At 54.6% G+C, this 25688-nt stretch carries 23 protein-coding genes; 13 read left to right on the forward strand and 10 right to left on the reverse strand.

What is annotated here, in order from left to right:
* The first annotated feature begins 290 nt into the window (after positions 1-290).
* From Q1L85_RS13190 to Q1L85_RS13200, 3 genes are all read left to right on the forward strand, one after another.
* Positions 291-821 carry a PilX N-terminal domain-containing pilus assembly protein gene (locus Q1L85_RS13190; protein ID WP_300426265.1) on the forward strand — a complete coding sequence of 177 codons (531 nt, stop codon included), beginning with the start codon at positions 291-293 and terminating at the stop codon, positions 819-821.
* The gene (locus Q1L85_RS13195) at positions 818-4354 is read left to right on the forward strand and encodes a pilus assembly protein (RefSeq protein WP_300433380.1); all 3537 of its coding nucleotides are present in this window, start codon (positions 818-820) and stop codon (positions 4352-4354) included. The genes Q1L85_RS13190 and Q1L85_RS13195 overlap by 4 nt, the downstream gene beginning before the upstream one ends.
* A gap of 247 nt (positions 4355-4601) precedes the next feature.
* Positions 4602-5609: an AraC family transcriptional regulator gene (locus tag Q1L85_RS13200; protein WP_300433382.1), complete on the forward strand. Its 1008-nt coding sequence runs from the start codon at positions 4602-4604 to the stop codon at positions 5607-5609.
* 23 nt (positions 5610-5632) lie between these two features.
* On the opposite strand, the gene Q1L85_RS13205 is transcribed toward Q1L85_RS13200, so the two are convergent.
* The gene (locus Q1L85_RS13205) at positions 5633-6805 is read right to left on the reverse strand and encodes a serine hydrolase (protein WP_300428429.1); all 1173 of its coding nucleotides are present in this window, start codon (positions 6803-6805) and stop codon (positions 5633-5635) included.
* 154 nt (positions 6806-6959) lie between these two features.
* On the opposite strand from Q1L85_RS13205, the gene Q1L85_RS13210 reads away from it, so the two are divergent.
* Positions 6960-7250, forward strand: coding sequence for a TfoX/Sxy family protein (locus Q1L85_RS13210; RefSeq protein ID WP_300428427.1), 291 nt, complete (start codon positions 6960-6962; stop codon positions 7248-7250).
* 24 nt (positions 7251-7274) lie between these two features.
* On the opposite strand, the gene cobB is transcribed toward Q1L85_RS13210, so the two are convergent.
* Complete coding sequence (cobB, locus tag Q1L85_RS13215; protein ID WP_300428426.1) at positions 7275-7967, reverse strand: Sir2 family NAD+-dependent deacetylase; 693 nt, start codon at positions 7965-7967, stop codon at positions 7275-7277.
* Positions 7968-7976: 9 nt separating this feature from the next.
* Complete coding sequence (locus Q1L85_RS13220; RefSeq protein WP_300428424.1) at positions 7977-9128, reverse strand: patatin-like phospholipase family protein; 1152 nt, start codon at positions 9126-9128, stop codon at positions 7977-7979.
* A gap of 74 nt (positions 9129-9202) precedes the next feature.
* Between Q1L85_RS13220 and Q1L85_RS13225 the strand changes: the two genes are divergently transcribed.
* Positions 9203-9847, forward strand: coding sequence for a riboflavin synthase subunit alpha (locus tag Q1L85_RS13225; protein ID WP_300428423.1), 645 nt, complete (start codon positions 9203-9205; stop codon positions 9845-9847).
* On the opposite strand, the gene Q1L85_RS13230 is transcribed toward Q1L85_RS13225, so the two are convergent.
* On the reverse strand, positions 9822-10061 hold the full coding sequence (locus Q1L85_RS13230) for a glutaredoxin (RefSeq protein ID WP_300428422.1): 240 nt from the start codon (positions 10059-10061) through the stop codon (positions 9822-9824). The genes Q1L85_RS13225 and Q1L85_RS13230 overlap by 26 nt on opposite strands.
* Positions 10062-10088: 27 nt before the next feature.
* Here Q1L85_RS13230 and Q1L85_RS13235 point away from each other — a divergent pair, with 27 nt between their 5' ends.
* Positions 10089-10847, forward strand: a complete 759-nt coding sequence (locus Q1L85_RS13235) for a sulfite exporter TauE/SafE family protein (protein ID WP_300428420.1) — start codon at positions 10089-10091, stop codon at positions 10845-10847.
* Here the strand turns inward: Q1L85_RS13235 and Q1L85_RS13240 are convergent.
* The 3 genes from Q1L85_RS13240 to hrpB form a co-directional block, all read right to left on the reverse strand.
* On the reverse strand, positions 10815-14054 hold the full coding sequence (locus Q1L85_RS13240; RefSeq protein ID WP_300433386.1) for a tandem-95 repeat protein: 3240 nt from the start codon (positions 14052-14054) through the stop codon (positions 10815-10817). The two genes, Q1L85_RS13235 and Q1L85_RS13240, sit on opposite strands and share 33 nt — an antisense overlap.
* Positions 14054-14470 (reverse strand): hypothetical protein, encoded by a 417-nt coding sequence (locus Q1L85_RS13245; protein ID WP_300433388.1) that lies wholly within the window; start codon positions 14468-14470, stop codon positions 14054-14056. The genes Q1L85_RS13240 and Q1L85_RS13245 overlap by 1 nt, the downstream gene beginning before the upstream one ends.
* Positions 14471-14608: 138 nt before the next feature.
* Positions 14609-17050 carry an ATP-dependent helicase HrpB gene (gene hrpB, locus Q1L85_RS13250; RefSeq protein WP_300426135.1) on the reverse strand — a complete coding sequence of 814 codons (2442 nt, stop codon included), beginning with the start codon at positions 17048-17050 and terminating at the stop codon, positions 14609-14611.
* An 80-nt stretch (positions 17051-17130) separates the two neighbouring features.
* Here hrpB and Q1L85_RS13255 point away from each other — a divergent pair, with 80 nt between their 5' ends.
* Positions 17131-17319, forward strand: a complete 189-nt coding sequence (locus tag Q1L85_RS13255; protein ID WP_300426136.1) for a tRNA (uracil-5-)-methyltransferase — start codon at positions 17131-17133, stop codon at positions 17317-17319.
* On the opposite strand, the gene Q1L85_RS13260 is transcribed toward Q1L85_RS13255, so the two are convergent.
* Positions 17320-17748 carry an Rrf2 family transcriptional regulator gene (locus Q1L85_RS13260; RefSeq protein WP_300426137.1) on the reverse strand — a complete coding sequence of 143 codons (429 nt, stop codon included), beginning with the start codon at positions 17746-17748 and terminating at the stop codon, positions 17320-17322.
* 177 nt (positions 17749-17925) lie between these two features.
* Here Q1L85_RS13260 and Q1L85_RS13265 point away from each other — a divergent pair, with 177 nt between their 5' ends.
* On the forward strand, positions 17926-18903 hold the full coding sequence (locus Q1L85_RS13265) for a hypothetical protein (protein ID WP_300426138.1): 978 nt from the start codon (positions 17926-17928) through the stop codon (positions 18901-18903).
* Positions 18904-19027: 124 nt separating this feature from the next.
* On the opposite strand, the gene Q1L85_RS13270 is transcribed toward Q1L85_RS13265, so the two are convergent.
* The gene (locus Q1L85_RS13270) at positions 19028-20446 is read right to left on the reverse strand and encodes a 3-oxoacyl-ACP reductase (RefSeq protein WP_300426139.1); all 1419 of its coding nucleotides are present in this window, start codon (positions 20444-20446) and stop codon (positions 19028-19030) included.
* A gap of 270 nt (positions 20447-20716) precedes the next feature.
* Between Q1L85_RS13270 and Q1L85_RS13275 the strand changes: the two genes are divergently transcribed.
* The gene (locus Q1L85_RS13275) at positions 20717-22012 is read left to right on the forward strand and encodes an acetyl-CoA C-acetyltransferase (protein ID WP_300433391.1); all 1296 of its coding nucleotides are present in this window, start codon (positions 20717-20719) and stop codon (positions 22010-22012) included.
* A gap of 126 nt (positions 22013-22138) precedes the next feature.
* On the opposite strand, the gene rlmF is transcribed toward Q1L85_RS13275, so the two are convergent.
* Positions 22139-23026 carry a 23S rRNA (adenine(1618)-N(6))-methyltransferase RlmF gene (gene rlmF / locus Q1L85_RS13280; RefSeq protein WP_300426142.1) on the reverse strand — a complete coding sequence of 296 codons (888 nt, stop codon included), beginning with the start codon at positions 23024-23026 and terminating at the stop codon, positions 22139-22141.
* Positions 23027-23143: 117 nt separating this feature from the next.
* On the opposite strand from rlmF, the gene Q1L85_RS13285 reads away from it, so the two are divergent.
* The 4 genes from Q1L85_RS13285 to tusA all read left to right on the forward strand — a co-directional run bounded on the left by Q1L85_RS13285 (position 23144) and on the right by tusA (position 25680).
* Entirely contained in the window at positions 23144-23548 is a 405-nt protein-coding gene (locus tag Q1L85_RS13285; protein ID WP_300426143.1) for a GFA family protein, read from the forward strand.
* A gap of 103 nt (positions 23549-23651) precedes the next feature.
* Positions 23652-24131, forward strand: coding sequence for a nuclear transport factor 2 family protein (locus tag Q1L85_RS13290; protein WP_300426144.1), 480 nt, complete (start codon positions 23652-23654; stop codon positions 24129-24131).
* 101 nt (positions 24132-24232) lie between these two features.
* A complete protein-coding gene (locus Q1L85_RS13295; RefSeq protein ID WP_300426145.1) occupies positions 24233-25438 on the forward strand; it encodes an MFS transporter in 1206 nt (401 codons plus the stop codon).
* Positions 25435-25680 carry a sulfurtransferase TusA gene (gene tusA / locus Q1L85_RS13300; protein ID WP_300426146.1) on the forward strand — a complete coding sequence of 82 codons (246 nt, stop codon included), beginning with the start codon at positions 25435-25437 and terminating at the stop codon, positions 25678-25680. Before Q1L85_RS13295 ends, tusA begins: the two co-directional genes overlap by 4 nt.
* Positions 25681-25688: the final 8 nt, after the last annotated feature.

Genomic DNA, 25688 nt, shown 5'->3' on the forward strand with positions numbered 1-25688 from the left:
TTTTTGTGCCTGCCTGAAATGTTTCAGATCGTGCCGGGCGTAGGGCCTGGTGTGCCACATTTCTGTTATTTGCCGAATTTGCTCCTTTAATTGATACACATGTCACTAACTTGAGTGGGAATGCGGGTTAGAGTGATATTTGTAACAAAGTGTTTCTTACTTTTTCCTGACTGTAACTTTGTCCGGTTTAAAGTAGAGTACGAATGAGACAGAGTGCGTCATGCTGAATAAATGCGCACCACTAATAATAAGAAAGAATGACATTCTCACGCTTCAACAGGGGAACACCTATGCAGGCCAGATCATTTACAGGATCACGCGGTGCCGCCTTGATCGTCAGCATGATCCTGCTGACAGCTACCACCATGACTGCGCTCGTTGCACTGCAGAATTCGTCGATGCAGATCCGCATGGTCGGTAACACGCAAAGCAAAGAGTCTGTTTTTCAGGCCGCAATGAGTGAGCTGGAGTCTAACTTCACCCGCGTGCGTCAGGACACCCAGTTGCTTGCCGATGCGGCCTTCTCCGTCGAAATGGAGCAAGGCGAGGTTAAGATCAATCAGGACAGCAACCTGCCAGAGTTTACTCCTCAGGGCATTGATCCCGGACCCAACTACAAAAAGACTCAGGTAGAGACGAGTATCGTCTATGTCGGCCGTGGACTTATGTTCAGTCGCCATGCGCTGGGTACAGACACCAGCGTAGGTAAGTACAGTCGTCTACCCTTTGAGATTAATGCGGACGCAGCGATTGAAAACAACGCGGCATTCAATTCGTCGCAGACGTTGAACATCTCCTTTCTGGCCAGTGCTGCACAATGAAGATTCAGATCTCCTACCCCGTAACGGCGCTGATGCTTGCGTCATTTCTGTCTGCGGCCTCAGCCTCTGCTGACGATGTTGAAATTTATTCTGGGGAAAACGCTACCCAGGGCGCTAACGTCGTTTTCCTGGTCGATACCTCGGCCAGTATGGAGCGGGATGCCATCATGGCAGTGCGACGTCCGGCCTATGACTCGTCTTATACCTATCCGACCGAGTATTACGGCTTTGATCCGGAAGGGTATTACGTCTTCCGCGAAGATACCTTTTCGGATGATCAGCTGGAGGTCAATCTGACCTCAGCTCAGGTGGCTCTGATTAAGGAGTATCAGGTCGCAGAGAGTTCAGTCGTCTGCGATGACAACACGTTTTCTGCCATCGAACGCCGCGGTTATTCGCGCGACCGGTTTGCTTTCTGGCAGCCGGGCACAGGTTGGACTGCGCCTCAGTACGACAGCGACATGCTGGCATCTGATCGCCCGACGGTGTCACAGGGGGCGGGAACCATCCTGCAGTGTCGTCAGTTTGGTTATCGGCCGTATGAATACAACGGTGCCGAGTACGAGCATCTGACACCTCCGGGCGCGACATTTCCGTACACCACGAGTTATGTTTTTTCTGAACGCTGGGACTGGGGTAATGGCCGCTACAACGACGGTCAGTACGATATTCTCTGGAGCGGGAACTACCTGAATTATCTGGGTACTCCGCTGGCGAGTGAAGAAGTTACCCGCCTTGAACTGGTCAAAACTGTGGCCAAAGAAGTGGTCGCAACGACACAGATTAAAGGCCTGAACCTTGGCCTGATGCGCTTTGAGGCCGATGGCCACGGCGCATTCGTCAACATTCCGGTCACTCCGATCACCGAGGTGGTCGACGATTTTAATTATCACATCGACAGCTGGGCGACGGATTCGACCACACCTATGTCGGAAGCACTCTGGGAAGCCTGGCGCTATCTCAGTGGCCGTTCAGTGGATTTCGGGCTGGATTCGCGCTCGACGATTTTTGATGAACGCGGTCGTGAAGATGAAATCGATTTTCCTAGTGTTCCGGCCTCCCGGATGGATAGCAATCAGGCGTTTTATAAGGCCCCGGATTTTCCGCAGTGCTCTATTGCAACCAAAGTGGTTCTGTTCAGTGATGGCGACCCCACGGGAGACAGCGAGCGGAATGACGAGATTGATGATCTTGTGCGCTATATGAATCTGCCGGCCAAAGATTATTACGATGACGACTGGGGGAGAGGATACGACTGTGGGGGCAGCGGCGATTGCGTCGAAGAGATGGCCTACTACATGAATAATGTTGATCATCGTTCGGATGTTCGCGGCACTCAGACCATCACCATCGATACGATTGGTGGCTTTATCAATGATGACCGCGATGCCATCGAAGTATTGAGTAATATTGCGGAAGCCGGTGGCGGCACTTTTACGCCGGTTGAGACCTACAGCGAAATTTCTGACGCACTGAAAGAGGCCTTTCTGGCGCCGATTGATGTGCCTTCATCGTTTACCTCACCAACGATTTCCGTGAACTCGTTTAACAGTCTGGAAAAAAGTGATGAGGTGTATTTTTCTGTTTTTGCACCGCACGAGACACAGAACTGGAAGGGCAACCTGAAGCGCTACCGGATGCGCAGTGATGGCACCATTGAAGACCAGAATGGCTTTGCTGCGGTTGATCCTGACTCCGGATATTTCGCCGATAACGCACAGAGCTTCTGGAGCGAAACCCCGGACGGCGCGACGGTAAACAGTGGTGGTGCGGCGAGTCGTCTGACGTCGCCAAGAAAAGTATTTACCACAGTGAATGGCAGCATCGAAAAGCTCGCTGCTCCGACCGGTGTTCCGGCCAACAGTGTGATCGGAAATATTCCGGCGTCGGTGAAAACCGTGCTGACGGATGAGTTGCTCGGGTTAGGTGTCGTCGAAAGCCTGACATCCAGTCTGCGTGATGAAGTGATCGGCTGGGTTCTCGGTTACAACAGTGACGGGTCGGTTCGCACAGAGATTGAAGACCCTCTGCACAGTCAGCCACTGGTGATTAATTACGGTCCGGATGACAGCGTGGCCTTTATCGCCACGAACAGTGGTTACCTGCACGCCTTCAGCACGGATGTTGAAAACCCGCAGGAATATTTTTCTCTGATTCCGCGCGAGCTTCTGCAGAATCCATATCAGTATTTTAAAGGTGAACGTTATCTGAGTGGTGAAAAGGTGTATGGCCTTGATGGTGCCGTCACTCACTGGCACAACGATACTAACTACAACGGCATCGTCGATGGCACCGACAAGGTCTACCTGTTTGTTGGTATGCGCCGTGGAGGCCAGTCTTACTACGCTCTGGATGTGACCGATCGCAATGACCCGCAGATGCTGTGGGAGGTTCATGGCAACTACGTCGACGATGAGCTGATCAATGTTCCTGAAGTCACCTCCGGTTTCAGTGAGCTGGGTCAGACCTGGGGTTCTCTGATCCCGGCCATGGTGCGCTATCAGGGTGCGGACAAGGTCGTGCTGTTCGCATCGGGCGGCTATGACCCGGATGAAGATGGTGATGACCTTAACGGCCCGCTGACTCGCTCCGGGAATTCCATCGGTCGCACTGTGTATATGATTGATGCCCTCACAGGTGAAAAACTCTGGAGTGCGCTCAGCGATGTGGGTCTGGAATCCGAGATGCTCAGTGCGTTTGCCGCAGACGTGATCCCGGTTGACCGTAACGATAATGGCTACATTGATCTCCTGTATGCCGCCGATGTGGGTGGACGGGTCTGGCGCTTTGATCTCAGTGAGAGTGCAGAGAATGCAGCGACGTTTGCGACGGGGGGGGTGATTGCCGATATCAATACTTCTGATGCGCAGGGCAACCGCCGTTTCTTCAGTTCACCGGACATCACTTACTACAACGATTACGGTTCGGGCTACATTCTGATCAGTATCGGTTCTGGCTACCGGGCACACCCACTGAGTCAGACCACAACCGATTACCAGTTTTTGATTAAAGACCTGATCGGTAAGCAATATCCGGAGGGCTATTCGAGCGTCAGCTTTGGTGACCTTGAGGAGTGGGGAACAAGCGATGCCCAGACAGCTTCCCATGGCTGGTATATTCCGCTGACAGACGCGTATGAGAAAGTTCTGGCGACCTCCGTTACGGTTAAGGGGCTGGTCAGCTTTACGACCTACACACCCAACGACGCCTCCAGCATTACGGCACAGTGCGGAACGCTGGGTACCTCGCGACTTTACATGGCGGATGTCCGTGACCCTATGGGCACGAATCTGGCGAGCCGCATGGGTGTACCGCCGGCCCAGATTGATGATGGCCGCTATGTGGTCGAGACGGTGAAAACCGGGATACCGCCGAGCCCGGTGGTTCTCATGCCTGAAGCGGCGCAGGACCCGGATAATCCGGATGAGCTGATCTGTGGCGAAGGCCTGACTCTGGTCGGTCCGGAGGCATTCCGCAATGGTCTCAACCGATGCGATATGATCGAAAGGATTTTCTGGAAAGAAAACGACTGACCGATCTTCTGAAGCCCGCCCTCTGGCGGGTTTTTTCTTGCTGACCCCAGGCCATCAGAAGATAAAAATGATGCAGAATTGTCCTGTTCGCACCTGCCTGCGGCCTCTGTGACTCCTTGAGTTACCCTTGGACCCACCGGTAGACTGCAGTGTGTTTTGGCGACAGATTCCCATAATGACAGACTCTTTGTTTCAGCCTCATGACAATCGTGTACTCAGATCTCAGGCACATAATTCTGATGTGATAGTGTCGGATACTTATCTGCGCGCGTATCTGGATACGGCGGCCGAGCGCGGTGTCGACCCGGATACCCTGCTGGCGCTTGTTGGGTATGACCGGGGTCTTGATGAGGGGATTGCAGAGCTTGATCTGCAGATGTTCCTGCGTTTACTGGAGTTGATACTCGAAGAGTGCGGGAACGATGGTCTGGGCATTGAAGTTGGGCTGCGAATCCCGCCAACCGCATTTGGCATGGTCGGGCTGGCTGCCATGAGCAGTGCCACCGTGCGTGACTCTCTGATGGTCAGTACACGTTACTGGCACCTTCTGAGAACCGGTCTGGATATGGAAGTTATCTTTGGCGATGACTGGTCTTCGCTGCGGCTGATTGAGCAGCAGGAGGTCCCCGGAAACATCTGTTGCCTTTTGTCTGAAGTGGCTGTCATCAGTGCCTACCGGGTTATGGAGCTGGTGCTCGGGAAAACGGATGCGGCAGAAATTCATCTGGCGCAGGAGCGCCCAGCCTATATTTCCCGCTATGAAGATCGTCTGCCGACAATGATCTTCGGCGCCAGTGAAGACAGCTTCCGTTTCTCTTCGTCCATTCTTGATCGTCCTTTACCGACGGCCAGTCAGATGGGGCTGCATCACGCCCTTGAGCAGTGTCACCAGATGGAGGACGAGCTGACGGCGGGCGACCTACCGACCCTGATGCAGATCACACAGTACCTGCGCTCCCGTTCCGGTAATTTCCCGGGGCTTGAAGAGCTGGCAGCGCAGTTTAACTCCGAACCACGTGCCCTGCGTCGGTACCTCGAATCCCAGGGCAGTAGCTATCGTGAGCTTCTCGAAGACGCGAAATGTGCGATGGCAAAGGACCTGCTGATGAACAATGCCTACGGAATCTCAGCGATTGCAGACGAACTGGGTTATCAGGGGGGAGGGAATTTTTCCCGCGCATTCCGTCGCTGGACAGGAGTGTCGCCGGCAGAATACCGGCAACAGATGGCAGGTCTCGGACCTGCGCAGGAGTAGGCCCGGACTTCTCCCCAGCCTGTCTACTGAGGCTGAGACTGGTTAGCCAGTTCAGCCCATTGCCGGATCAGAGGCTCCAGCTGTTCGAAAAAGGCATAGGCCTCGTCGAAGGTTCTGGGAGTGCTCTGTTTTGCCAGAACTCCGAAGTAGCCATCCTGCTCGCTCATAAACGGGTATGAGCCAAAAAGCCCGCCGCTACTGTTGCGCCCCCAGCTCTGCCAGACGCCGTCTTCATCTGTATCGCCTTCAACCCAATTGCCAAGCCCGTACTGCATCACTCCAAGGTCATAGCCCTGTTCGGACATGGGGTTAAATGCGAACTTCTGAGCGGGATCAGGTACTGAGTCCAGCGTCTGTGGTGCGAGCATGGCGTTGATCAGGTCTGGGGTGAGTACCTGGCGGTGGTACATCGCTCTGATCGCTTCGTGATAATCCAATGCTTTCCAGCTCATACCGCCAGACAGCATCGGATTCCAGGGATTGGGAATGATATAAAACGCCCGGGGCATAAGGCCCGTCCCGGCTTTGAAGTCCCGGAGCAGACGATCCCAATCCATCTCCCGGTCCGGTTCTGTCCGCTGAGCAGCCTCGATCGCCATCAGACCTGCCACCTGAAAATGGGCGTAGGCATAGAAAAATCCATTGCCCGGCGCGTAGTCGGGGTCATCACTGTATTTTTCATGAATACGGGCGATCTGCTTAACGCACCCTTCAATGGAATAGAACGGCAGGTACGAACAGGATGGGTTGTCGACCAGGCCAGAGGTCTGTGCCAGCAGGTGCCGCAGAGTAATCTGGCTCAGGTTACCGGTCTGTGGCCAGTCGGCCCGTTCTGCCAGAAGGTCAGCCGCCTTAGTGTCCAGGCTGAGATTGCCCTTTGCGACCTGATCGAGAATCACCAGGCTCGTGATCCATTTGGTGGTTGAATCAGGCAGGTAGAGAAAATCATCGGGCTCTTCCAGCACACTGGCGATAAACCGGACACCGGATTCGCTTTCCAGTATCAGGGTCATTTTCTTTGACTGGCCTTCTGCCTGAATCAGGCTATTCATCTGATCTTCCAGCGCCGACAGGGTCGTATCAGCGTGGGCGGGGGAGGGAGCTACCCAGTAAAGGCTTACGGTCAGCAGCACGCTGACCAGAGCACTGATCATGGCGTTTACGAATGCACTGAGGTTGGGAGTGAGAATTTTCATTATTGGTCGTCCCTGTCTTAAGAGTTGTGATAGCAGTAGATCAAATGTCACAAATTTTCCGCCGGGGACACCAGTGACTAAAGTCACTACTCAAAATGCGTGAATATGTGCAATATACGCAGAAGTTAGACATGTGTTTATTAAGGGCAAGGGAATGGACAGAATCAGAGACCTGCGGGGACTGGGAGCCAGAAGCGAAGAATCACTGGCACTGGTTGGCATACGCGATGTCGACGATCTGCGAGCGATCGGACCTGTCATGGCGTTTTACCGTCTGAGGATGCGCGCCCGGGAGCAGGGGGACAACCTGCCCAGTATGAACTTTCTTTATGCGTTGGTAGGGGCGTTGTCTGACCGCAGCTGGCAGGAAGTCGCGCGCAGCGAACGTGAACAGCTGATTCACGAGCTGCACAGCCTGGAAGAAATGCAGCGTTTATTTGCCTGACAACTATTTGCCTGCCAAGTGGGCTTACAGCGAACTGAGAAATTCAGGCACTTTGATTGAAGCGGGGCCAATCACTGCTTCAGAAAACGCATCCGCGCCGCGGGAAGGCTCAAGATTAATCTCGACCGTTCTTGCCCCCGCCTGATTGGCAACTTCAACAAAACCTGCGGCAGGGTAAACATTGCCTGAGGTACCTATGCTGATAAACAGGTCGCAGGTTTCCAGTGCCGAGTAAATGGCCTCCATCTGCAAGGGCATTTCACCAAACCAGACGATATGCGGCCTGAGTGTCGTTGTATTGCAGCACAGGCAGCGGCTGTCTGAGCTGATATCGTCACTCTGACGATGCACCTGACCTGTCGTTGTGCAATGGGATTTCAGCAGTTCGCCGTGCATATGAATCAGTTTTTCGTTACCGGCCCGGTCGTGGAGATCATCCACATTCTGAGTAACGAGAAGAAAATCGCCGGAAAAACTTTTTTCGAATTCCGCCAGGGCTTTGTGGGCGTTATTAGGTACAACTTCTTTCAGGCCGGCACGTCGCAGATTATAAAATTTCTGCACCAGCACCGGATCACGCTGGAAAGCTTCAGGCGTTGCGACATCTTCAATACGATGATTTTCCCAGAGGCCATTATTGTCCCGGAAGGTATTGATTCCCGACTCTGCAGAAATCCCTGCACCGGTAAGTACGACAATATTCCGGTATTGGTTCATGGAATCTCCTTACTCTTTGAAGTGATCACTGAAAAAGTCGCGGATTTCGTCAGCGCGCTCCATGGCATCGTTAAAGCCGAGGTCGATCAGTGCTTTACAGAAACCCTGAGAAAAAAGCAGATACGAGAGAATGCCTGAACCATTCTGACTGGTGTTGCCACTGCCACCCAATGCCATTTTAAGGGCTTTGGGAACTTCGGCAGCGTGCTCTCCTGCAATCTGATCAATTGAACGGCTTGGGTTAATTTCCAGCAGTTCAATCTGGCGCAACTCCATGCCTTCTGACTGACGAATTTCTTCAGGGATCCGCTCCAGCGTCCGGTTAATTCTGCGCAGGCGCTCGACATCGGTTTCCATACTATCGAGAAAGGCCGCGTTAAGCATATGGCCCATCACCTTCGCCGGGCTGGGGTAGGCGATGGATTCTTTTTTCTGGTCTTTGCGTTTGTGAGCAATACCACTCACACCGATGACCATGATTTTTTCCGCCCCGAGATGCAGTGCCGGGCTGACGGGAGCAAGCTGACGCACAGCACCGTCGGCGTAGTATTCGCCGTGCAGTTTGACGGCAGGGAAAATCATCGGGATGGCGGACGAGGCCATCAGGTGATCCAGCGTGATTCGCGTACGTTTACCAATGCGGCGATGGCGCTGCCAGTTCGTAATACTGTAATGCCCCTGAAAAAAGGCGACTGACTCGCCGCTTTCCAGGCCCGAGCAGTTCACCGCGATGGCGTGCAATGCACCATTATCAATGCCCGACTGAATCTGATCGAATTTAATGGCTTCATTAAGAAGGTCGCGCAGCGGTTTATTATCCAGCAGAGATACGGGATCATTTTTAAAACGGCGGCCGATGATCAGCGAGCGCATCATGCGCATCAGGCCATTCGAGACACCGAGAAAATCCGTGCGGTAAATCTGATCGCAGCTGAAATGCATCCAGATACGTTCGAGATGTTTTATCCCAATCCGGTAATTTTCGGCATAGCTCGCCAGGGCAACACCATTAATTGCGCCCGCTGAGGTACCGGAAATCACATCAAACGGATTATAATGGCCCTTTGGGAGAATCCGGTGGATCGCTTTCAGTACGCCAACCTGATAGGCCGCCCGCGCCCCACCACCGGAGAGAATCAGTCCTGTTTTTTTAACGTCCAACTTATGTACTCTGCTGGGTTTTAACCGCCAGTATAGTGCATAATTCTGTCAACTGTGACGCCTGGAGGCCCGAAATGTTCACTGGCATTGTTCAGACCCGTATGCCTGTTGCGGAACGTATTTCCCGCGATGACTTTGCAACCTTTGTGTTCGAATTTTCTGAAGAATTTGTCTCCGGTCTTGAGACGGGGGCCTCGGTTGCGATCAACGGTACCTGTCTGACCGCACGCACGATTGATGGTGGGCGTGTCAGTTTTGATGCGATCGGCCAGACGTTAAAAGTGACCAATCTGGGGGCCGTTGAAAAAGGCGATATCGTCAATATCGAACGGGCGGCGCGTTTTGGTGACGAAATAGGCGGACACGTTTTGTCTGGTCACATCATGGATCAGGTAAGTGTGCTGGAGATCATCGAAACGGAAAATAATCTGGTGGTCTGGATGGAGCGGCCTGCGCACCTGGCGGCATATATCCTCGATAAAGGATATATCGCGCTGAATGGTTGCAGCCTGACCATTGCAGAAGTCGAAGCAGACCGCTTTGCGGTACATCTGATTCCGGAGACCCGGGATGTTACGACGTTTGGACTGATCAGAGTGGGTGACGCAATCAACGTCGAAGTTGATGCTCAGACTCAGGCGGTCGTGGATACGGTGCGCCGTTTACTGGCCAGCGGTGAGCTGGCCGAAGGTCTCAGAGGCCTTTCAGATAAGCAATAATGTCTGAAGACTCATACATCCATTCCTGAGAGTCGCCGTTCTCGATAAGCAGGCAGGGCACTGTAGTTCTGCCGGTTGCAGCCTGCTGTTGTTTACGGAACTCAGGATTTTCCATCACATTGCGTTTCTCTACCTTGACCCGGAAGCTGGGTAATGTCATCAGCACCCGCTGACAGAATGGGCAGTAGTCATGGTAGTAGAGAGCGTATTTCATCAGGGCGTTTCCACTGTTGAGTCATCTATGGCTGAGTATACAGAACATTTGATCTTATTTGTTATTGCCGTTGCCGCGAATTGGTTTTCCGCACTCGCGGGGGGCGGTGCAGGTCTGATACAGCTGCCGATTCTGATCTTCATGGGACTGCCGTTTCCGCTGGCGCTGGCAACACACAAAATAGCGACCGTCGCGCTTGGTCTGGGAGCAACGCTGCGGCATCTGCGCGAAGGGCATCTGGATAAAGTCATTCTGCTGCTGATATTTCTTGCAGGTGCACCCGGCGTGGTTGGGGGCGCGCTCTTTATTCTTGATGTGCCTGCCCGGGCAGCCGAGATTGCTCTGGGCGTTCTGACACTGGCGCTGTCGCTGTATTCGTGGCTCCGCCCTGAGCTGGGTCTCACCACAGAAGACAAACATCGTGACCTGTCCGGGATGCTGATCGGTGGCGGCGTGTTGTTTCTGATCGGTTTTGCGAATGGGGCGCTGTCTGCAGGCTCAGGGCTTTTCGTTACCCTCTGGCTGGTGTACTGGTTTGGCCTGGAATACAAGCGCGCTGTGGCCCAGACACTGGTCGCCGTGGGGCTCGGCTGGAACGGCACTGGCGCGATTACCATGGGAGCGGTCGCCGAGGTCCAGTGGAGCTGGATTCCGGCGCTGGTGGCGGGTTCCCTGGTTGGAGGTTTCCTGGGAGCCCACACATCCATCCAGTCCGGTAATCTGCTCATCAAACGACTCTATGAAGTGATTACCTTACTGGTCGCGCTTAAGCTTCTCTGGGGCTGAACGGCGCAGCAGAGCAAGCAGACCGAACGCCAGCAGCCAGAGTCCATTGCCTGCGCCGGATTCTGTTGAATCTTCAGTAGCTGCCACCGCCAGAAGAATATCGACAGACTCTTCAGAGAAGGCAGGATTCAGAGGAATCTCAACCTCAGGCACGGCACTGTGTGATACCACCAGAGCTTCCGGCAGAGCGCCACTCAGAGACGTACTCCAGTTGTACTCCAGTCGGGTGTTACTGCGTTCCTCTACCTCTGGAGTGCTCAGACTACCATCCGACAGGCGTACCGAGATCCGCGGAGCCTCGTTACTGAAGGTGAATCCGCGCGCATCAATCTGACCACGTACCGCGTAGAGTGTGGCGGCCGGATCAAGATTCACGACGGCACTGGCAGCGGCGGCTGGCAGCTCAACCGTGGCGTCAGCAAAACCTTCTGCACTGACGTTTATCCCGATATCCAGTGCCGGCAGTTCGAGGGTGACACTGCCAGTGCTGTCTGCCTGATAGCTATCTTCAAGACCCCACTCGGCAAAGCGCTCGTCAGATATCTGCACGTCTGCCCCCGGAACCCGGGTATTGTTTTCGTCGCGCACGGTCAGCGTCAGTGTGCGGCGCGCCACAGTCGCGACATCCAGCTCAGAGTCCGGGATATTACTGGCGCTGGCAGTGATACCTGTTGTACCACTGCTGACGGGCAGAAGTGTCAGTACGATCGCGTTAAACGTTTGTGCATCGTCCGGAGCTGTGGCGGAAGACACCGTAGTGCCGCCGTTGTCGGCGAAGGTCAGCCCGGCAGGTGACACTGCGAGGCTGACGCTGGCGGACACAGGTGCGCCCTCAATGGTCAGGGTGGATGCATCCGAGCCTGCCAGTAGCGGGGAAACACTGCTGCTCAGGCGCAGAGGGCGCTCCAGCCAGAAGGTCGCGGTGGTATCGCCGTCGTCCACATCCAGGCGATAGAGACCTGCAAAGGCGCCGCTTTCAGGCATGCCTACGGTAATCACACTGGCAGACTGAGAGAGAAGTTCACTGCGGTCCGCGCCATCAAAGAACAGGGTTGCAGAGTAGCTCTCAGTGCCACCTGCAAGGGTGACCGCAACATCATTCAGACTGACTTCCAGCGTGTCACCATCATTGAGCACAGTACCGCCTGTGCCAGCCGTCAGTGGATCTGCTGTCGCCGGATCATTCAGTGTCACTGTCATGGTCTGGTCGTCTGTCAGACTGCCGTCACTGACAGTTACCGTGACGGTTGTGCTGGTTTCTGTATTTCCGGTTGCTGTGATGGTCAGTTGATTGCCTGACACCGACACAGTAGCGATACCGGTATCGGCAGACACTGCTGAGTAGGTCAGGGAGTCTCCATCTATATCTGAACCAGAAAGTGTGACCGTTGTGTTGTCTGCAAAGTTAACGGTGGCGTTGCCGGGCGCTGCGAGTACAGGAGCATCGTTCACTGGATTGACGGTAACACTGACATTGCCGGTATCGGCCAGCGAGCCGTCACTGACGCGGACTACGATGGTGCCTGAGCCGTTGTAGTCAGCCACCGGGCTGATATATAGAGTACTTCCCGAAACACTCGCCCCGAGATTCGCATCGGCACTGTCAATGCTGTAACTCAGCGAGTCGCCGTCGGCATCGGTGGCGCTGAGGCTGACACTGGTGCTGGTGTCTTCGTTCAGGCTCTGGCTACTGACAGCGGCGAACACCGGCGCGTCATTAACGTTGTTGACGGTGATAGTGAATACATCGGTGTCGGTCAGGCTGCCATCGGAGACCTGAACCGTCACAGTGTAATTACCGTTGTAATCCGGGAGCGGGCTCGCGGTCAGAACGTTGCCACTGATACTGGCCCCCAGAGACGGTGCCGAGCTCTGAATGCTGTAGGTCAGGGAATCACCATCAACATCACTGGCACTCAGGGTGAAGTTCGCCGAGGAATCTTCACTCATTGACTGGTTGCCTGTCGCCGCGAACACCGGAGCGTCGTTTACCGGGGTCACTGTGACTGAGATCGTTTCTGAATCAGTATCTGTGCCGTCAGACACCTGAATGGTCAGGCTGCCGGTCCCGTGATAGTTGCTGACGGGGTTGAGCGTCAGCGTGGAACCACTGATGCTGGCGCCCAGTGAAGCATTGGCACTGCTGAGCGAGTAGCTCAGGGAATCGCCATCCGCATCGGTGGCTGACAGAGCGACGGTGTCGGTGGTGTCTTCGGCCAGGCTCTGGTTACCAATAGCGCTCAGCACCGGAGCATTGTTCGGCGCAGGGGTGCTGTTATAGGCCCAGCCAATATCGACCAGCAGTTGCTCGCCCAGGCCGGGCGTGGAAAGAAACTCGGTGTAGGCTGGTTCCATCAGCTCATTCGGGCTCAGGCTGGTATCGAAATGCGACACGGACGAGCCGCTTTCGTACGTGGATGGCGCATACATTTTCATCGCGCCACCGTTTGTTCCTGAGGAATAGCTTCCGGACAGGGCGTTGGCTTCTGTACCACCCCACACCAGATTGTTGACCGACTTCATCACCGCCGCACGGGTAGATATCCCCTGGTCAATCAGGTTCTGGCCGGTGCCCGCGTCCTTCAGCTGACGGGTATAGGGGTCAAAGCCTTCCACAAAGCTGCCACCGACCGTCCAGCCACCACCGGCCTGACCATTCGACTGCAGTGTGGAAAGGAAGCCCATGCCGTGCATGATTTCGTGCAGAACCACGGATAACAGAGACTTATCCGAGCCCACAGGCTCATCATAGCCGTAGTACCAGTTGGTGCCGAACAGACAGCTGTTGTTGTTGTCGATGGACGAGTTGAACTGTGCATTGATGTCCTGGTAGCCCGAATCCGTATCGTACCCAGCCTGCTGGTTATACAGAGCGTGCGGGATGACATCGCGACTGGCGTAAATGTATTCGTAGGCGGCAGGGCCAGCCTGACCAAGGACGGCGCTGCTTGAGTTACACGACAGCGGATCAAACGATGAAGCCACCCGGACATCAACACTGATGTCGTAGGTAGCGTTCAGAATATCGGCCGCTTTCTGAAAGACGTTCAGGCGTTGTTGCCCAAGGGTCGTACCGGGGTTTCCGCCGACCGGGGTAGCGGCGGTTGTGTCATTGAAACCTTCGCCGCCGGAATCGCCGTTGACGATAAGTACATCAGCATAGGCACTGGCAGAAAGAGCAAAAAGTAGAGGAAGAATACGTTTCATTAGCGGGCCTCCAGCTCAAGCGTGCCAACGGGGTCAATACGGCGTTCAACGGTGTGGTGTGTACCGTCTTCATCTATGACCGCCATCACGACGGTGGACCATTGTCCTTCGGTGTAGACGGTGGCGCGGCCATTGCCGTGATAGGTCACAGGCAGTCTGGCTGCAGGCAGACGCTGGTCTTTCAGGTAGGCCTGAAGTTCTGGTGGCAGTGCCTCAACTTCTTTATGGGCGTGGCCTGCGTGATCGTGATCATCGTGCGTCAGCATGGTCGGGGTGGTTGGCGCGGGCTGTGGAGGCGGGGTGGAATCCCCCGCAGACGGCGTGGCGACATGAACCACTTCGGGCGTGTTGCGCATCAGCACAATGCCAACCGACACCAGAGCGATAATAAGAGCAGCAGGAATGATTCGTTTCACGGGACAGCACCTGAGAGTATTCTGATTTCAGATTAGCGCTGCCCTCAGAGCACACCACAGGCTTTGTGTTAAGGACTGTTAAGTTGGGATGTCTGTTTGTGTAAACGAGGCCAGGATCACGCCAGAGGGGCCAGAAAGTCAGGTGCGGCGCTTGGTGTAACGGGTAGCCTCTGCCGCCATCGGGTCTTCCGGCCAGGGATGCTTGGGGTATCGCCCACGCATATCCTTTCTGACGTCGGCATAGGTATTACGCCAGAAATGCGGCAGGTCCTGAGTCACCTGCAGAGGTCTGCGGGCGGGTGACAGCAGGTGAAGCATGAGCGGCAGGCGTCCATTCAGCACCGAAGGCTGGCCTTCGTAACCGAACATCTCCTGCAGTTTTACGGCAAGTACCGGTGGCGTGGTGCTGTAGTCAATCTGTATGGATGAGCCACTCGGCACGGTCAGATGCGTTGGAAGACTGGCCTTCAGACTCTGTTGCTGATCCCAGTCGAGCAGGCTCAGCAAGGCTTCTTTGACCGGGACCTTCTGCAGTGCACGTAGATTCCGGACCCCCGTAAGATATGGCTCCAGCCACTCATCCAGACGTGACAGGAGACCGCTGTCTGATACGTCGGGCCATTGTCCGGGTGCATCCTCTGCGGCTAAGGCGAGACGTGCGCGCAACTGGAGGGCGCTGTCGTCCCAGTTGAGTAGCGTCAGCCCCTCTTTTCGCAACAGCTCGCGCCAGGCAGATAACCAGTCGTCGTTGGTCAGATCGGTAATACGCTTTCTGTGCAGTACCAGAGCACCGAGGCGGGTCTGCTTTTCTGCAAGTAATTGACCCGATTCCGTCCAGCGTATATCGACGTGTTCGGTGGTCGACGTCTGCATCCCGTCGATATAGGTCTCCAGCGATGAGGCAGACAGCGGTGTGGCAACGCGGATTCTGTTTGGCTGCCCTGCGGTGACTTCTGCACAGACAAGCCATTCTTCACCCCTCAGGGCGCTGTTCTCTGCCAGCTCGGCCCCGGCTCCCGAAGCCAGAAGATAGCGATCCGGCTGGGTTTGGGAGCGCACACGCGCAATACGCTCGGGAAATGCGCAGGCCAGCAGCAGGGCGATGTCAGGCGTACTGGTATCCTGAGACACCTTCATCTGTTGCTGCCATCGGCGTGCCAGTGGGGCAATCCGCTTCTGCCAGATAGCCTGTTGCCGCAGTGCCGGCATCAACAGTGAAATATCATCCCGCTGGCGGAGTAGGGCGGGTTCCTGCAGGAGTGCAGCCAGTTCGGTGGCGGTCTGCCCCATCCCCAGGCGCTTGCCTGCAATCATCATGGCCGCGAGACGGGCATCTGTGCCCAGCGGCAAAGCTTCACGCGCCAGATCCGTCATCTGTCGGTCGTTGATAAAGCCCAGTCTTGCCAGCTGATCGCTGGCCTGTGACAGATTGGCTGGTGGCGGCGGTGTCAGCCAGCTCAGCTCGTCAGCATCAGTACCCCACTGCAGTAGTTCAGTGCTCAGTGGCAGCAGATCGCACTCACTGATTTCAGCGCGGATATGTGCAGGCCGCTGTGACATGGATGACTCACTGCAGAGGCGATAACAGACACCAGGCGCCTGGCGACCGGCGCGTCCCATACGCTGCGTTGCACTGGCCTGCGATATGCCCTGCGTGACCAGCTCACTCAAGCCGGAGCCGGGGCGGAATACCATACGACGTTCAAGGGTAGAATCGATCACCGTCCGAACACCATCAATGGTCAGTGAGCTTTCGGCAATGTTCGTCGCCAGAATGATTTTTCTCTGGCCTTCCGGAGCGGGTGCTAACACCCGCTTCTGGTCTTTGTCAGACAACTGACCGTGCAGGGGCAGAACCAGGACATGAGACAGGCTTTCAAGCAATTGCGCCGTACGCTGAATATCGCCAGTGCCCGGCAGAAACATCAGAATGTCTCCGTCTGTTTCGCGCAATGCTTCACCCGCGACGCGGGCGGCATGGCTGGCAAGGCGTTCGTTCGCATCCCGTGCGGGACGGTAATGCAGCGTCACCGGCCAGTGACGCCCCTCGGAACGCACAACCGGAGCATTCAGCATGGTTGCGAGTTGCTCCTCATCCAGCGTTGCAGACATGATCAGCAGGCGCAGCTCCGGATTAAATATCTGCTGGCACTGCAGGCATAACGCAAGGCCCAGGTCTGAGTTCAGGTGTCGCTCGTGAAATTCGTCGAAGATGACCAGAGCAACATCACTAAGCTCCGGATCGTCCTGCAACATGCGGGTCAGAATGCCTTCCGTGACAACCTCGATACGGGTCGCCGCCGAGGTCTTCTGTTCGCCCCGTATTCTGTAGCCTACGGTTTGTCCTGGGGCTTCTCCTAGCTGAGAGGCCATAAACGTCGCGGCATTGCGGGCGGCGATACGACGGGGCTCAAGCATAAGTATGCGTCGGTGGCCAAGCCACGGGGCTTCCAGCAGAGCCAGTGGCACCCGGGTGGTTTTACCCGCACCGGGTTCAGCAATCAGCAGCGTATTCAGTGAGTCACTGAGGCTGTGTCTGAGTTCGTCAAGAACAGAATCAATCGGTAAAACCGTGGACATATCGGCAGTTTATGGCTGGAACTTTAAAAGCGCGATGATAGCATGGAGACATACGAACTGACGGACCCCAGGGGGATACAGTGTCAGACCCGGACAATAAAGTGGTGGATTTCCGTTCTGCCGGTGAGAAGCACCGCCACGAACGCAGTCATCGTGAGAAAGAAGAGAAAGTCGAAGAGATGCGACAGCGCTTTGAAGGGGCGCTGCCAACGCGTAAAACTCCGGTTAAGGATTTTCTGCGCAAGAAAAAGGCCCGGAAGAAGCGCTGATCAGCCGTTGCTGACCAGCAGGAGTTTCAGCGGTTCGTTGTCGCTGATGACATCTTCAAGGGTGTACTTATCAAGCACCGCGAGGAAAGCCGCTTTCGCATCGGCCAGAACGCCTTTCAGACGGCAGGCGCGGGTGATGTGGCAAGCTTTCTCGGAGCAATCCAGGAGTTGCATGGGTTCGGTCTGGCGGATAAGTGCACCGATATTAATATCGACAGGCGCCATCTTCAGCTTCAGGCCGCCGTGTTTTCCCCGCAATGTATCGACGTAACCCAGCTGAGCAAGTTTGTTGACGACTTTCATCAGGTGATTACGGGAAATACCGAAGGTCTCTGAAATTTCTGCGGCGCTTATGATGCGGTCGTTTCCTTCCACAGAAAGCAGAATCAGTGATCGGAGTGCGTAGTCAGTAAAGCTGTTCAGTTGCATGCAACGTGCCTCTTGGTTTTAACCACAATAACGAAGGCCAGACGGCAATGAAAGCCCCGTTTGGCGTTGATTGTCTTAAAGGTAGGCATTACCGGATCAGCGGTACCTCAGGTTTTTATGGACCAGTTACTCTATACTCTGGTTCAGAAATTTTAATAATAATGGAGACTTCACACTATGAAGTACGCAGGGATTCTTGCCTTGCCTTTCCTGTTGAGCCCTCTGGCGCAGGCAGGTGTTGCAGAAAAATATAACGGGCAGGTGGGTGCGGCGTATTCTGCAGCCGATATGGGCGATGATATGACCAGTGAAACCTCGACGGTGTCTGCCCGCTGGTACCCCAAGGGTGTGACTCTCAACAGCAGACTGCCTGCCTTCGAAATTGATCAACTTAACGGTGCATCGTACCTTTCGCTGCAGCACAATAGCGAAACGACAGAGCAGGATGCCCTGGACCTGGACGGCAGTACCCAGACGCTGTCTGGTCGCCTGGTGTTGCTGAACCGGAAGCTCTTTCTGGGGGCCAGTGCGGGCTCAATGTCAGCGGACGGGGACAGCGTTTCAGGCTCGGCAGAGGCGGATGGCAATTCACTTGAACTGTCTCTGGGGGTCCGCACCGGGCAGCTGATTACGACGCTGTCGCGGGCTTCATCCACATCAGAGAGTGAAGCGTATGTTGGCGATGCAACGCCCACCCTTCACCTCGCAGATTACACCTACGATCTCTACGCTATTGCCGATGTCGACAGCAGTATCACCTCGCTTGGATTCAGCTGGGTCGACAGAACGCCAGACAACAGCGTCTATCTGATTGAGGCGAACTTCCATCAACTGTCACTCGATACCAGTCAGAGCAACGAGTTGTATGAGGTGTATACCAATCCTGAAACAGGGGAAAAAGACGCCCCTGAATTATACAGCCGGGAGGAGTTACTCCAGTCAGAGCAGACTTACCTGGGTGCTGACCTGGCGGTGACGTATTTCGTGCAGCGTAATCTGGGAGTCACGGCAGGCTGGATGAGAATGCCGGGGCAGTCTCCCCAGGTCTTTGCTGAAGCAACTGTGCTTTTCGCGGATCGTTATGAACTGACGCCAGCGGTGGCGGTCGGCGAAGACACTCACCGGATGCTTCTGGGGGGCAAGGTTCGCTTCTGATCGTTGAGTGTTCGTTTCTGACAGACACAAAAAAGCCGGCAATTGCCGGCTTTTTTGTCTGAGACGGAGCTTGATTAAGCTCCGTCAAAGCTGAGTCGCTTACGCGCTAATACAGCTGTGTCGCTTATGCGCCAACCAGAGACTGACCACATACGCGGACAACGTTACCCGTCACACCGTTAGATGCTGGGTTACCGAAGAACGCGATGGTTTCAGCGACGTCCACTGGCTTACCGCCCTGAGACAGAGAGTTCAGGCGACGGCCAACTTCACGGGTCATGAACGGAATTGCATCAGTCATCTGAGTTTCGATGAAGCCTGGAGCAACCGCGTTGATGGTGATGCCTTTCTCAGCCAGAACCGGAGCCATGTACTGAACGTAACCGATAACACCCGCTTTAGAGGCTGCGTAGTTGGTCTGACCAACCTGACCTGCAATACCATTCATTGAAGATACACAAACGATGCTTGCGCCCTTGTTGATGGTGTTGTTAGCGATCAGCGCATCGTTGATGTGCTCTTCCGCCAGCAGGTTGATGTCGATGGTCATGTTCCACCAGTGCTCAGGCATGTTCGCGAGCATCTTGTCGCGGGTAACACCAGCGTTGTGAACGATCAGATCGCCACCGCCCAGTTCTTTCAGCTTGTCTGAAATCTGCTGAGGTGCTTCTGCTGAAGAGATGTCAGCCAGCAGCATTTCGCCACCGATTTCAGCCATAACGCGTGTCAGATCTGCTTCCGCTGGTGGAATGTCCAGACCAACAACTTTAGCGCCGTCACGTGCCAGAGTACGGGCGATTGCTTCACCGATACCACGCGCTGCACCAGTCACCAGAGCGACTTTGCCAGCCAGAGGCTTGTGCCAGTCTGGGTAAGTGTTCGCATCTGCTTTAGACACAGTCAGGATCTGACCGTCCATGTAGGCAGACTTGGCAGAAATAACGAAACGGAACGCAGAGTCCATGTTCGCTTCAGCGCCTTCTTCGACGTATACAGAAGTAGCGTTAGCAGACTTCTTACCGATTTCTTTCGCAACAGAACGGGTGAAACCTTCCAGCGCGCGCATAGCCGCTGCCTGTTCACCAGTTTTTGCTTTCATGTGTGGGCGACCCAGAACGATCACACGACCGTTGCTGTTCAGCTGACGCATGACTGGGTTGAAGAAGTAATACAGCTGGTTCAGGTCAGCACCGCTTTCGAAACCAGACGCGTCGAAAACGAGCGCATCGAACTTCTCAGACATACCTTTCTTGGTTTCAACGCCGATAGCGCGTACACCGGCTTTATCAGCAGCGGCCAGAATGTCTGCAGCAGTTTTAGCAGCCGCTGGGAAGTATACGGTTGCTTTTGAATCTTTCAGGTTGCGCATCAGGTCGTTCAGCAGCGCACCGCCTTTGCTGGTACCGATCAGAACCTTACCTTCAAAGTAAGTTTCCTGATTCGGGTTGTAACGCTTCAGGGCGATAGGTGTTGGCAGACCTACATTCTTCAGCAGGCTGCGGCCCAGGTTGTTGTTCAGCAGTGTTTCGTAAAAGTTGCTCATGGTCCGTTCCGTTCGTTTTTGCCGTTTTGGGTTACGGGATTTGATACTTGGATCACATCGGCGCGATGTACAGCGCCGGAAGGTAGCAGATTACACCAGTATTCATAACCCCTGAAATTGACTTTCGACATGGTCGCCGGTGTCACTTCAGCCAATGCCGGACTGTACAGGATCATTAGACTGCGCAGCACTGGGCAGAAGATTGTGATATTTTGCGTTCTGCCGCATTTATGGCAAGCAGCTATTTACAGTTACAGACAGGATTTAGACATGACTCAGACAGTTCGTCGCGTCGCTATCATTGGCGGCAACCGTATCCCGTTCGCACGTTCTAACACTGCGTACTCGTATTCCTCTAACCAGGACATGCTGACTGCAGCACTGAATGGTCTGGTTAACCGTTACAACCTGCAAGGTGAGCGTATCGGTGAATTCATCGCTGGTGCCGTTATTAAGCACAGCCGCGACTTCAACCTGGCACGTGAAACCGTTCTGAGCACCGCTCTGGACGCACAGACTCCGGGCACTGACATCCAGCAGGCATGTGGCACTGGTCTGCAGGCACTGATGATGGCTGCTAACAAGATTGCTCTGGGTCACATTGACTCTGCAATCGCTGGTGGTTCTGACACGACTTCTGATGCACCTATCGGTGTCAGTGAAGGTCTGCGTAAGATCCTGCTGGAAGCAAACCGTAAGAAGACCACCAAAGAGAAGCTGGCTCAGCTGGCTAAGATCCGTCCTAAGCACCTGGCGCCACTGATTCCACGTAACGGTGAGCCACGCACTGGTCTGTCTATGGGCGATCACACTGAAATCACTGTGAAAGAGTGGGGCATCACCCGCGAAGAGCAGGACGAAATCGCATTCAACAGCCACAAGAATCTGCTGGCTGCCTACGATCGTGGTTTCTTCGACGACCTGATCACTCCGTTCCAGGGTCTGGAAAAAGACAACCTGGCACGTACTCCAGACATGGAAAAACTGAAGACCCTGAAGCCTGCTTTCGACAAGAAATCAGGTAAAGGTACTCTGACTGCAGCTAACTCATCTGCACTGACCGACGGTGCGTCTGTTGTACTGCTGGCGTCTGAAGAGTGGGCGAAAGAGCACAACCTGCCTGTTAAGGCGTACTTGTCGTTCTACGAAACTGCGTCTGTCGACTTCTTCGGCAAAGACGGTAACAAGCAGAAAGAAGGTCTGCTGATGGCGCCTGCGTATGCAGTACCACGTATGCTGAAGCGTGCTGGTATCACTCTGCAGGACTTCGATTTCTACGAAATCCATGAAGCATTCGCTGGTGTTGTAGCTTCAACTCTGAAAGCGTGGGAAGACGAGAAGTTCTGTAAAGAGCGTCTGGGTCTGGATGCGCCTCTGGGCAGCATCGACCGCAGCAAGCTGAATGTAAACGGTTCTTCCATTGCTACTGGTCACCCATTTGCGGCGACTGGTGGACGTATCGTGGCTTCCCTGGCCAAGATGCTGGAAGAAAAGGGCTCAGGCCGTGGCCTCATCTCCATCTGTGCTGCAGGTGGTCAGGGTGTGGTTGCTATCCTCGAGCGCTGATCTGCTTTGCAGGCCCACCTCCTGCAATAAAGACCCTTTGCCGTAAGGCACTCAAACCCCGCTCCCCAGCGGGGTTTTTTATTTCCTGAGAATGGATCCCCGCGTTCGCGAGGATGACAGGATCCGCTACCTGAAGGTCCAGGCAATGATCCGGGTGATCTTCTTCCCCTGTACCATTTCAATTTCGCGGATATCGGTGGCCTTTAACTTTGTCAGCTGTTTTTTCAGCGGCTTCAGGGTGTCAGATTTCGACACCAGACTGGTAAACCAGCCAACCTGGCGGGCAAATAACAGGCTCTCTTTTGCCATCTTTTTCAGAAAAAGCGCTTCGCCACCGTTACACCAGAGTTCGTTTTCCATTCCACCAAAATTCAGTGAGGTGTTTGCCGCTTTGTCGCCGCGGTTTCTTGCCAGCCCTGACGCCTTCCGTACGGCACTTGCGCGTGCTTCATCAGCAGAGGCGTGGAAGGGTGGGTTACAGACGGTCACCTCGAAATATTCATCCGGCTGAATAATGTTTGAAAACATCACGTGTTTGTCGGGCTGCAAACGAAGCTCACACAGGGGCTGAAGCTCCGGATTATTTTTTAAAATAGCCTTAACGTTTGCCAGTGAGTCCGGACTGATATCTGCGCCAACGCATTCCCAGCCGTACACGCTGCTGGCCAGCAGTGGATAGATTCCGTTTGCCCCTGTGCCGACGTCCAGCATTCTGATGGTTTTCGCTGAAGTCGTTTCGGCAACAAGGTCGGCCACATAATGGATATAATCGACACGGCCCGGAATCGGCGGACAGAGAGCACCTTCCGGAATACTCCAGCCTTTGATGTTATAGCTGTCAGCCAGCAGAGCTGTATTCAGCGCGGTTACCGCGCTGGCATCTGAGAAATCGATGCCTGATGCCCCATGGCCATTGTCCCTTAGGTGCGCGTTGAGAGGCGGATGACTTTTTCCTAGCTGCGGAAACGAATACCCGTTTTTATGCTTGTTCCTGGGGTGAAGTGCTTTGCTCATTACTGATCTGAACGTGTTGGAAGTATTGCGCAGTATACCTTCGAGTATTTCTCAGTGGCAGGCGCAGAAGCCTGCTGTTACTTTGAAGAGTAAACAATATCAGGAGGGGGCATCCCTATGTCAGACTTTCATGAAGGATCCTGCCTCTGCGGCAGTGTCGCCTACGAAGTAGCAGGCTCGTTCAAAGCGTTTTATCTCTGTCATTGCTCGCGGTGTCAGAAAGACTCAGGGTCTGCACACGCGGCTAATCTCTTTGCTCCGGGCGCTCGCCTTACCTGGATCAAAGGTGCGGAGGAAGTCACTACTTATCGCCATGAAGGAACTCTCCATACTCGCAGTTTTTGCCAGAGTTGCGGTTCAGCAATGCCTGTTGAAATGAGCGAAATCAATGCCCTGGTCGTGCCTGCGGGAAGCCTCAATACGAAGGTTCCGATCGCAGCAACGGCCCGTATATACATGGCAGATGCTGCACATTGGATATCAGCTATTCATGCTACGCCGGAGTTTCCCGCTCTCCCTTAGATGTGTGATGGGGCTTATGACATTTCCGACGATTGACCTCTGCTCTTGACCTGCTACGTGGCTGCGGCATGCTGAGTTTAACTATGAAAAATGAGAACGGATCATGACCACTGCCACAGAATCCCGACCGCCATTTCCTCCGTTTGATGCAGAAAGCGCTGCTAAAAAAGTGCGCATGGCCGAAGACGGCTGGAATGGACGAGATCCTCAGAAGGTCGCGCTGGCTTATACCCCCGACAGCGTCTGGCGAAACCGAGCGGAGTTTATTTCCGGGCGGGAGGACATTGCTGAATTTCTCACCCGTAAATGGAATCGTGAATTGGAGTATCGCCTGATCAAAGAGCTGTGGGCCTTTCACGAAAATCGCATTGCTGTACGTTTTGCTTATGAGTGGTGTGATGATTCCGGTAACTGGTATCGCTCGTATGGCAACGAGAACTGGGAGTTCAGTGCTGAAGGGCTGATGCAGCGACGTATTGCCAGCATTAATGATCAGCCGATTTCTGAGTCAGAGCGGAAATTTCACTGGCCACAGGGGCGTCGCCCTGATGATCACCCGGGGCTGTCTGAATTAGGCTTATAATAGAGATATTGCTCGTGCTGCTTAGATTGGTTGTCTGATCCTCACTTTGGATCAGGAATGTCAGGGCCGGGGACTCAAATACTATTTTCGACGGACGCAGAATGAATGCCACGGCTAAATGGCTCGCGCTGATTTCCCTGTATCTTGTGCAGGGGTTACCCCACGGTTTTTTCGGGCAGGCGATGCCTGTATTGCTGAGGGAGCAGGGGGTAGATCTACGCTCAATCGGCCTGATGTCTCTGGTCGCCTTACCCTGGGCGCTGAAATTTATCTGGGCACCTCTGCTTGATCGTTACACCCTCTGGCCCGGTGAATATCGTCGTAGTTGGATTCTGTTGATGAATTACAGCGCGGTCAGTCTTCTTGTGGTTCTGTCTTTTGTGCCGTTTGAGTGGCTGGTCAGCGACGGTGTACTGCTGATCGCACTGACTCTGATGGCCATCAATGTGCTGGTTGCAACACAGGATATCGCCACCGACGCCACGGCCGTCGAGAACCTGCGCCCGGCTGAACGGGGGTTAGGTAACGGCATTCAGGTGGGGGGTTATCGCGTCGGTATGGTGCTGGCAGGCGGTGGCCTGGTGTCTGTGTTTACCTTTATGGGCTGGCAGATGTCATTGCTTACACTGGCGGCGCTGATGGCGCTGGGCACTCTGCCGCTCTGGCTGTGGAAGCCGAGGCAGCACACCGTCTCAGACACAGGGGCGTGGTCGCAGTGGCTGGGGTTTTTCCGTCTGAAGGGCGCGGGTATCTGGCTCTTACTTATTCTCGTTTATAAATTTGGTGATGCATTCGGAACGCAGATGCTGCGGCCCTATCTGTCGGATCAGGGCATTACTCTGGAACAGATGGGCCTGCTGTTGGGCACGGGCGGTTTTGTCGCGGGGCTTGGCGGTGCGTTACTGGGGGGTTGGTTAACCGGGCGCATGTATCGCGGGACGGCAGTGGCTCTGTTTCTGGCACTCGAAGGGTTGGCGCTCTGCACGTATCTGTTTGTTTCGCCTGAACAGATGTCGCTGGTGTGGCTGGCGGTTATCGCCGAGCACATCACCGGCGGCATGGCGACGGCGGCGTTGTTTACCGTGATGATGGATCGTTGTCGTGAGCACTCTGAAGGCGGCGATTACGCCCTTCAGAGCTGTCTGGTTATCATCAGCGGCATGGTCGCCGGTTCACTGTCGGGGTATAGTGCCGCAGAATTCGGCTATGCCACTCATTTTGTGATTGCTGCCGGTCTGTGCTGGCTTGCCTGCGGGGTAGTGCTTGCTGCAGCCCGGAAGCAACTGTTTTTCAAGAGAGCTGTATGAGCAATATTGCACAAACTCTGGATGCCCGTGGGCTGTTCTGTCCCGAGCCAGTGATGCTACTGCATAAGGTTATGGACGATGCGAACGTCGGTGATGTGATCGAAGTGCTGGCGACGGATCCCACGACGGTTAAAGATTTTATTCGTTTCTGTGCCTTTCTGAGTCATGAGCTGATGGTGCATGACGAGAAAGACGGCGAGTTGCGGTTTCTGATCCGCAAAGGCGAAGAAGAGGAAGAATAAACCGGGCA

It is taken from the genome of uncultured Thalassolituus sp. (assembly GCF_950066645.1).
Taxonomy (GTDB): Bacteria; Pseudomonadota; Gammaproteobacteria; order Pseudomonadales; family Oceanobacteraceae; genus Thalassolituus.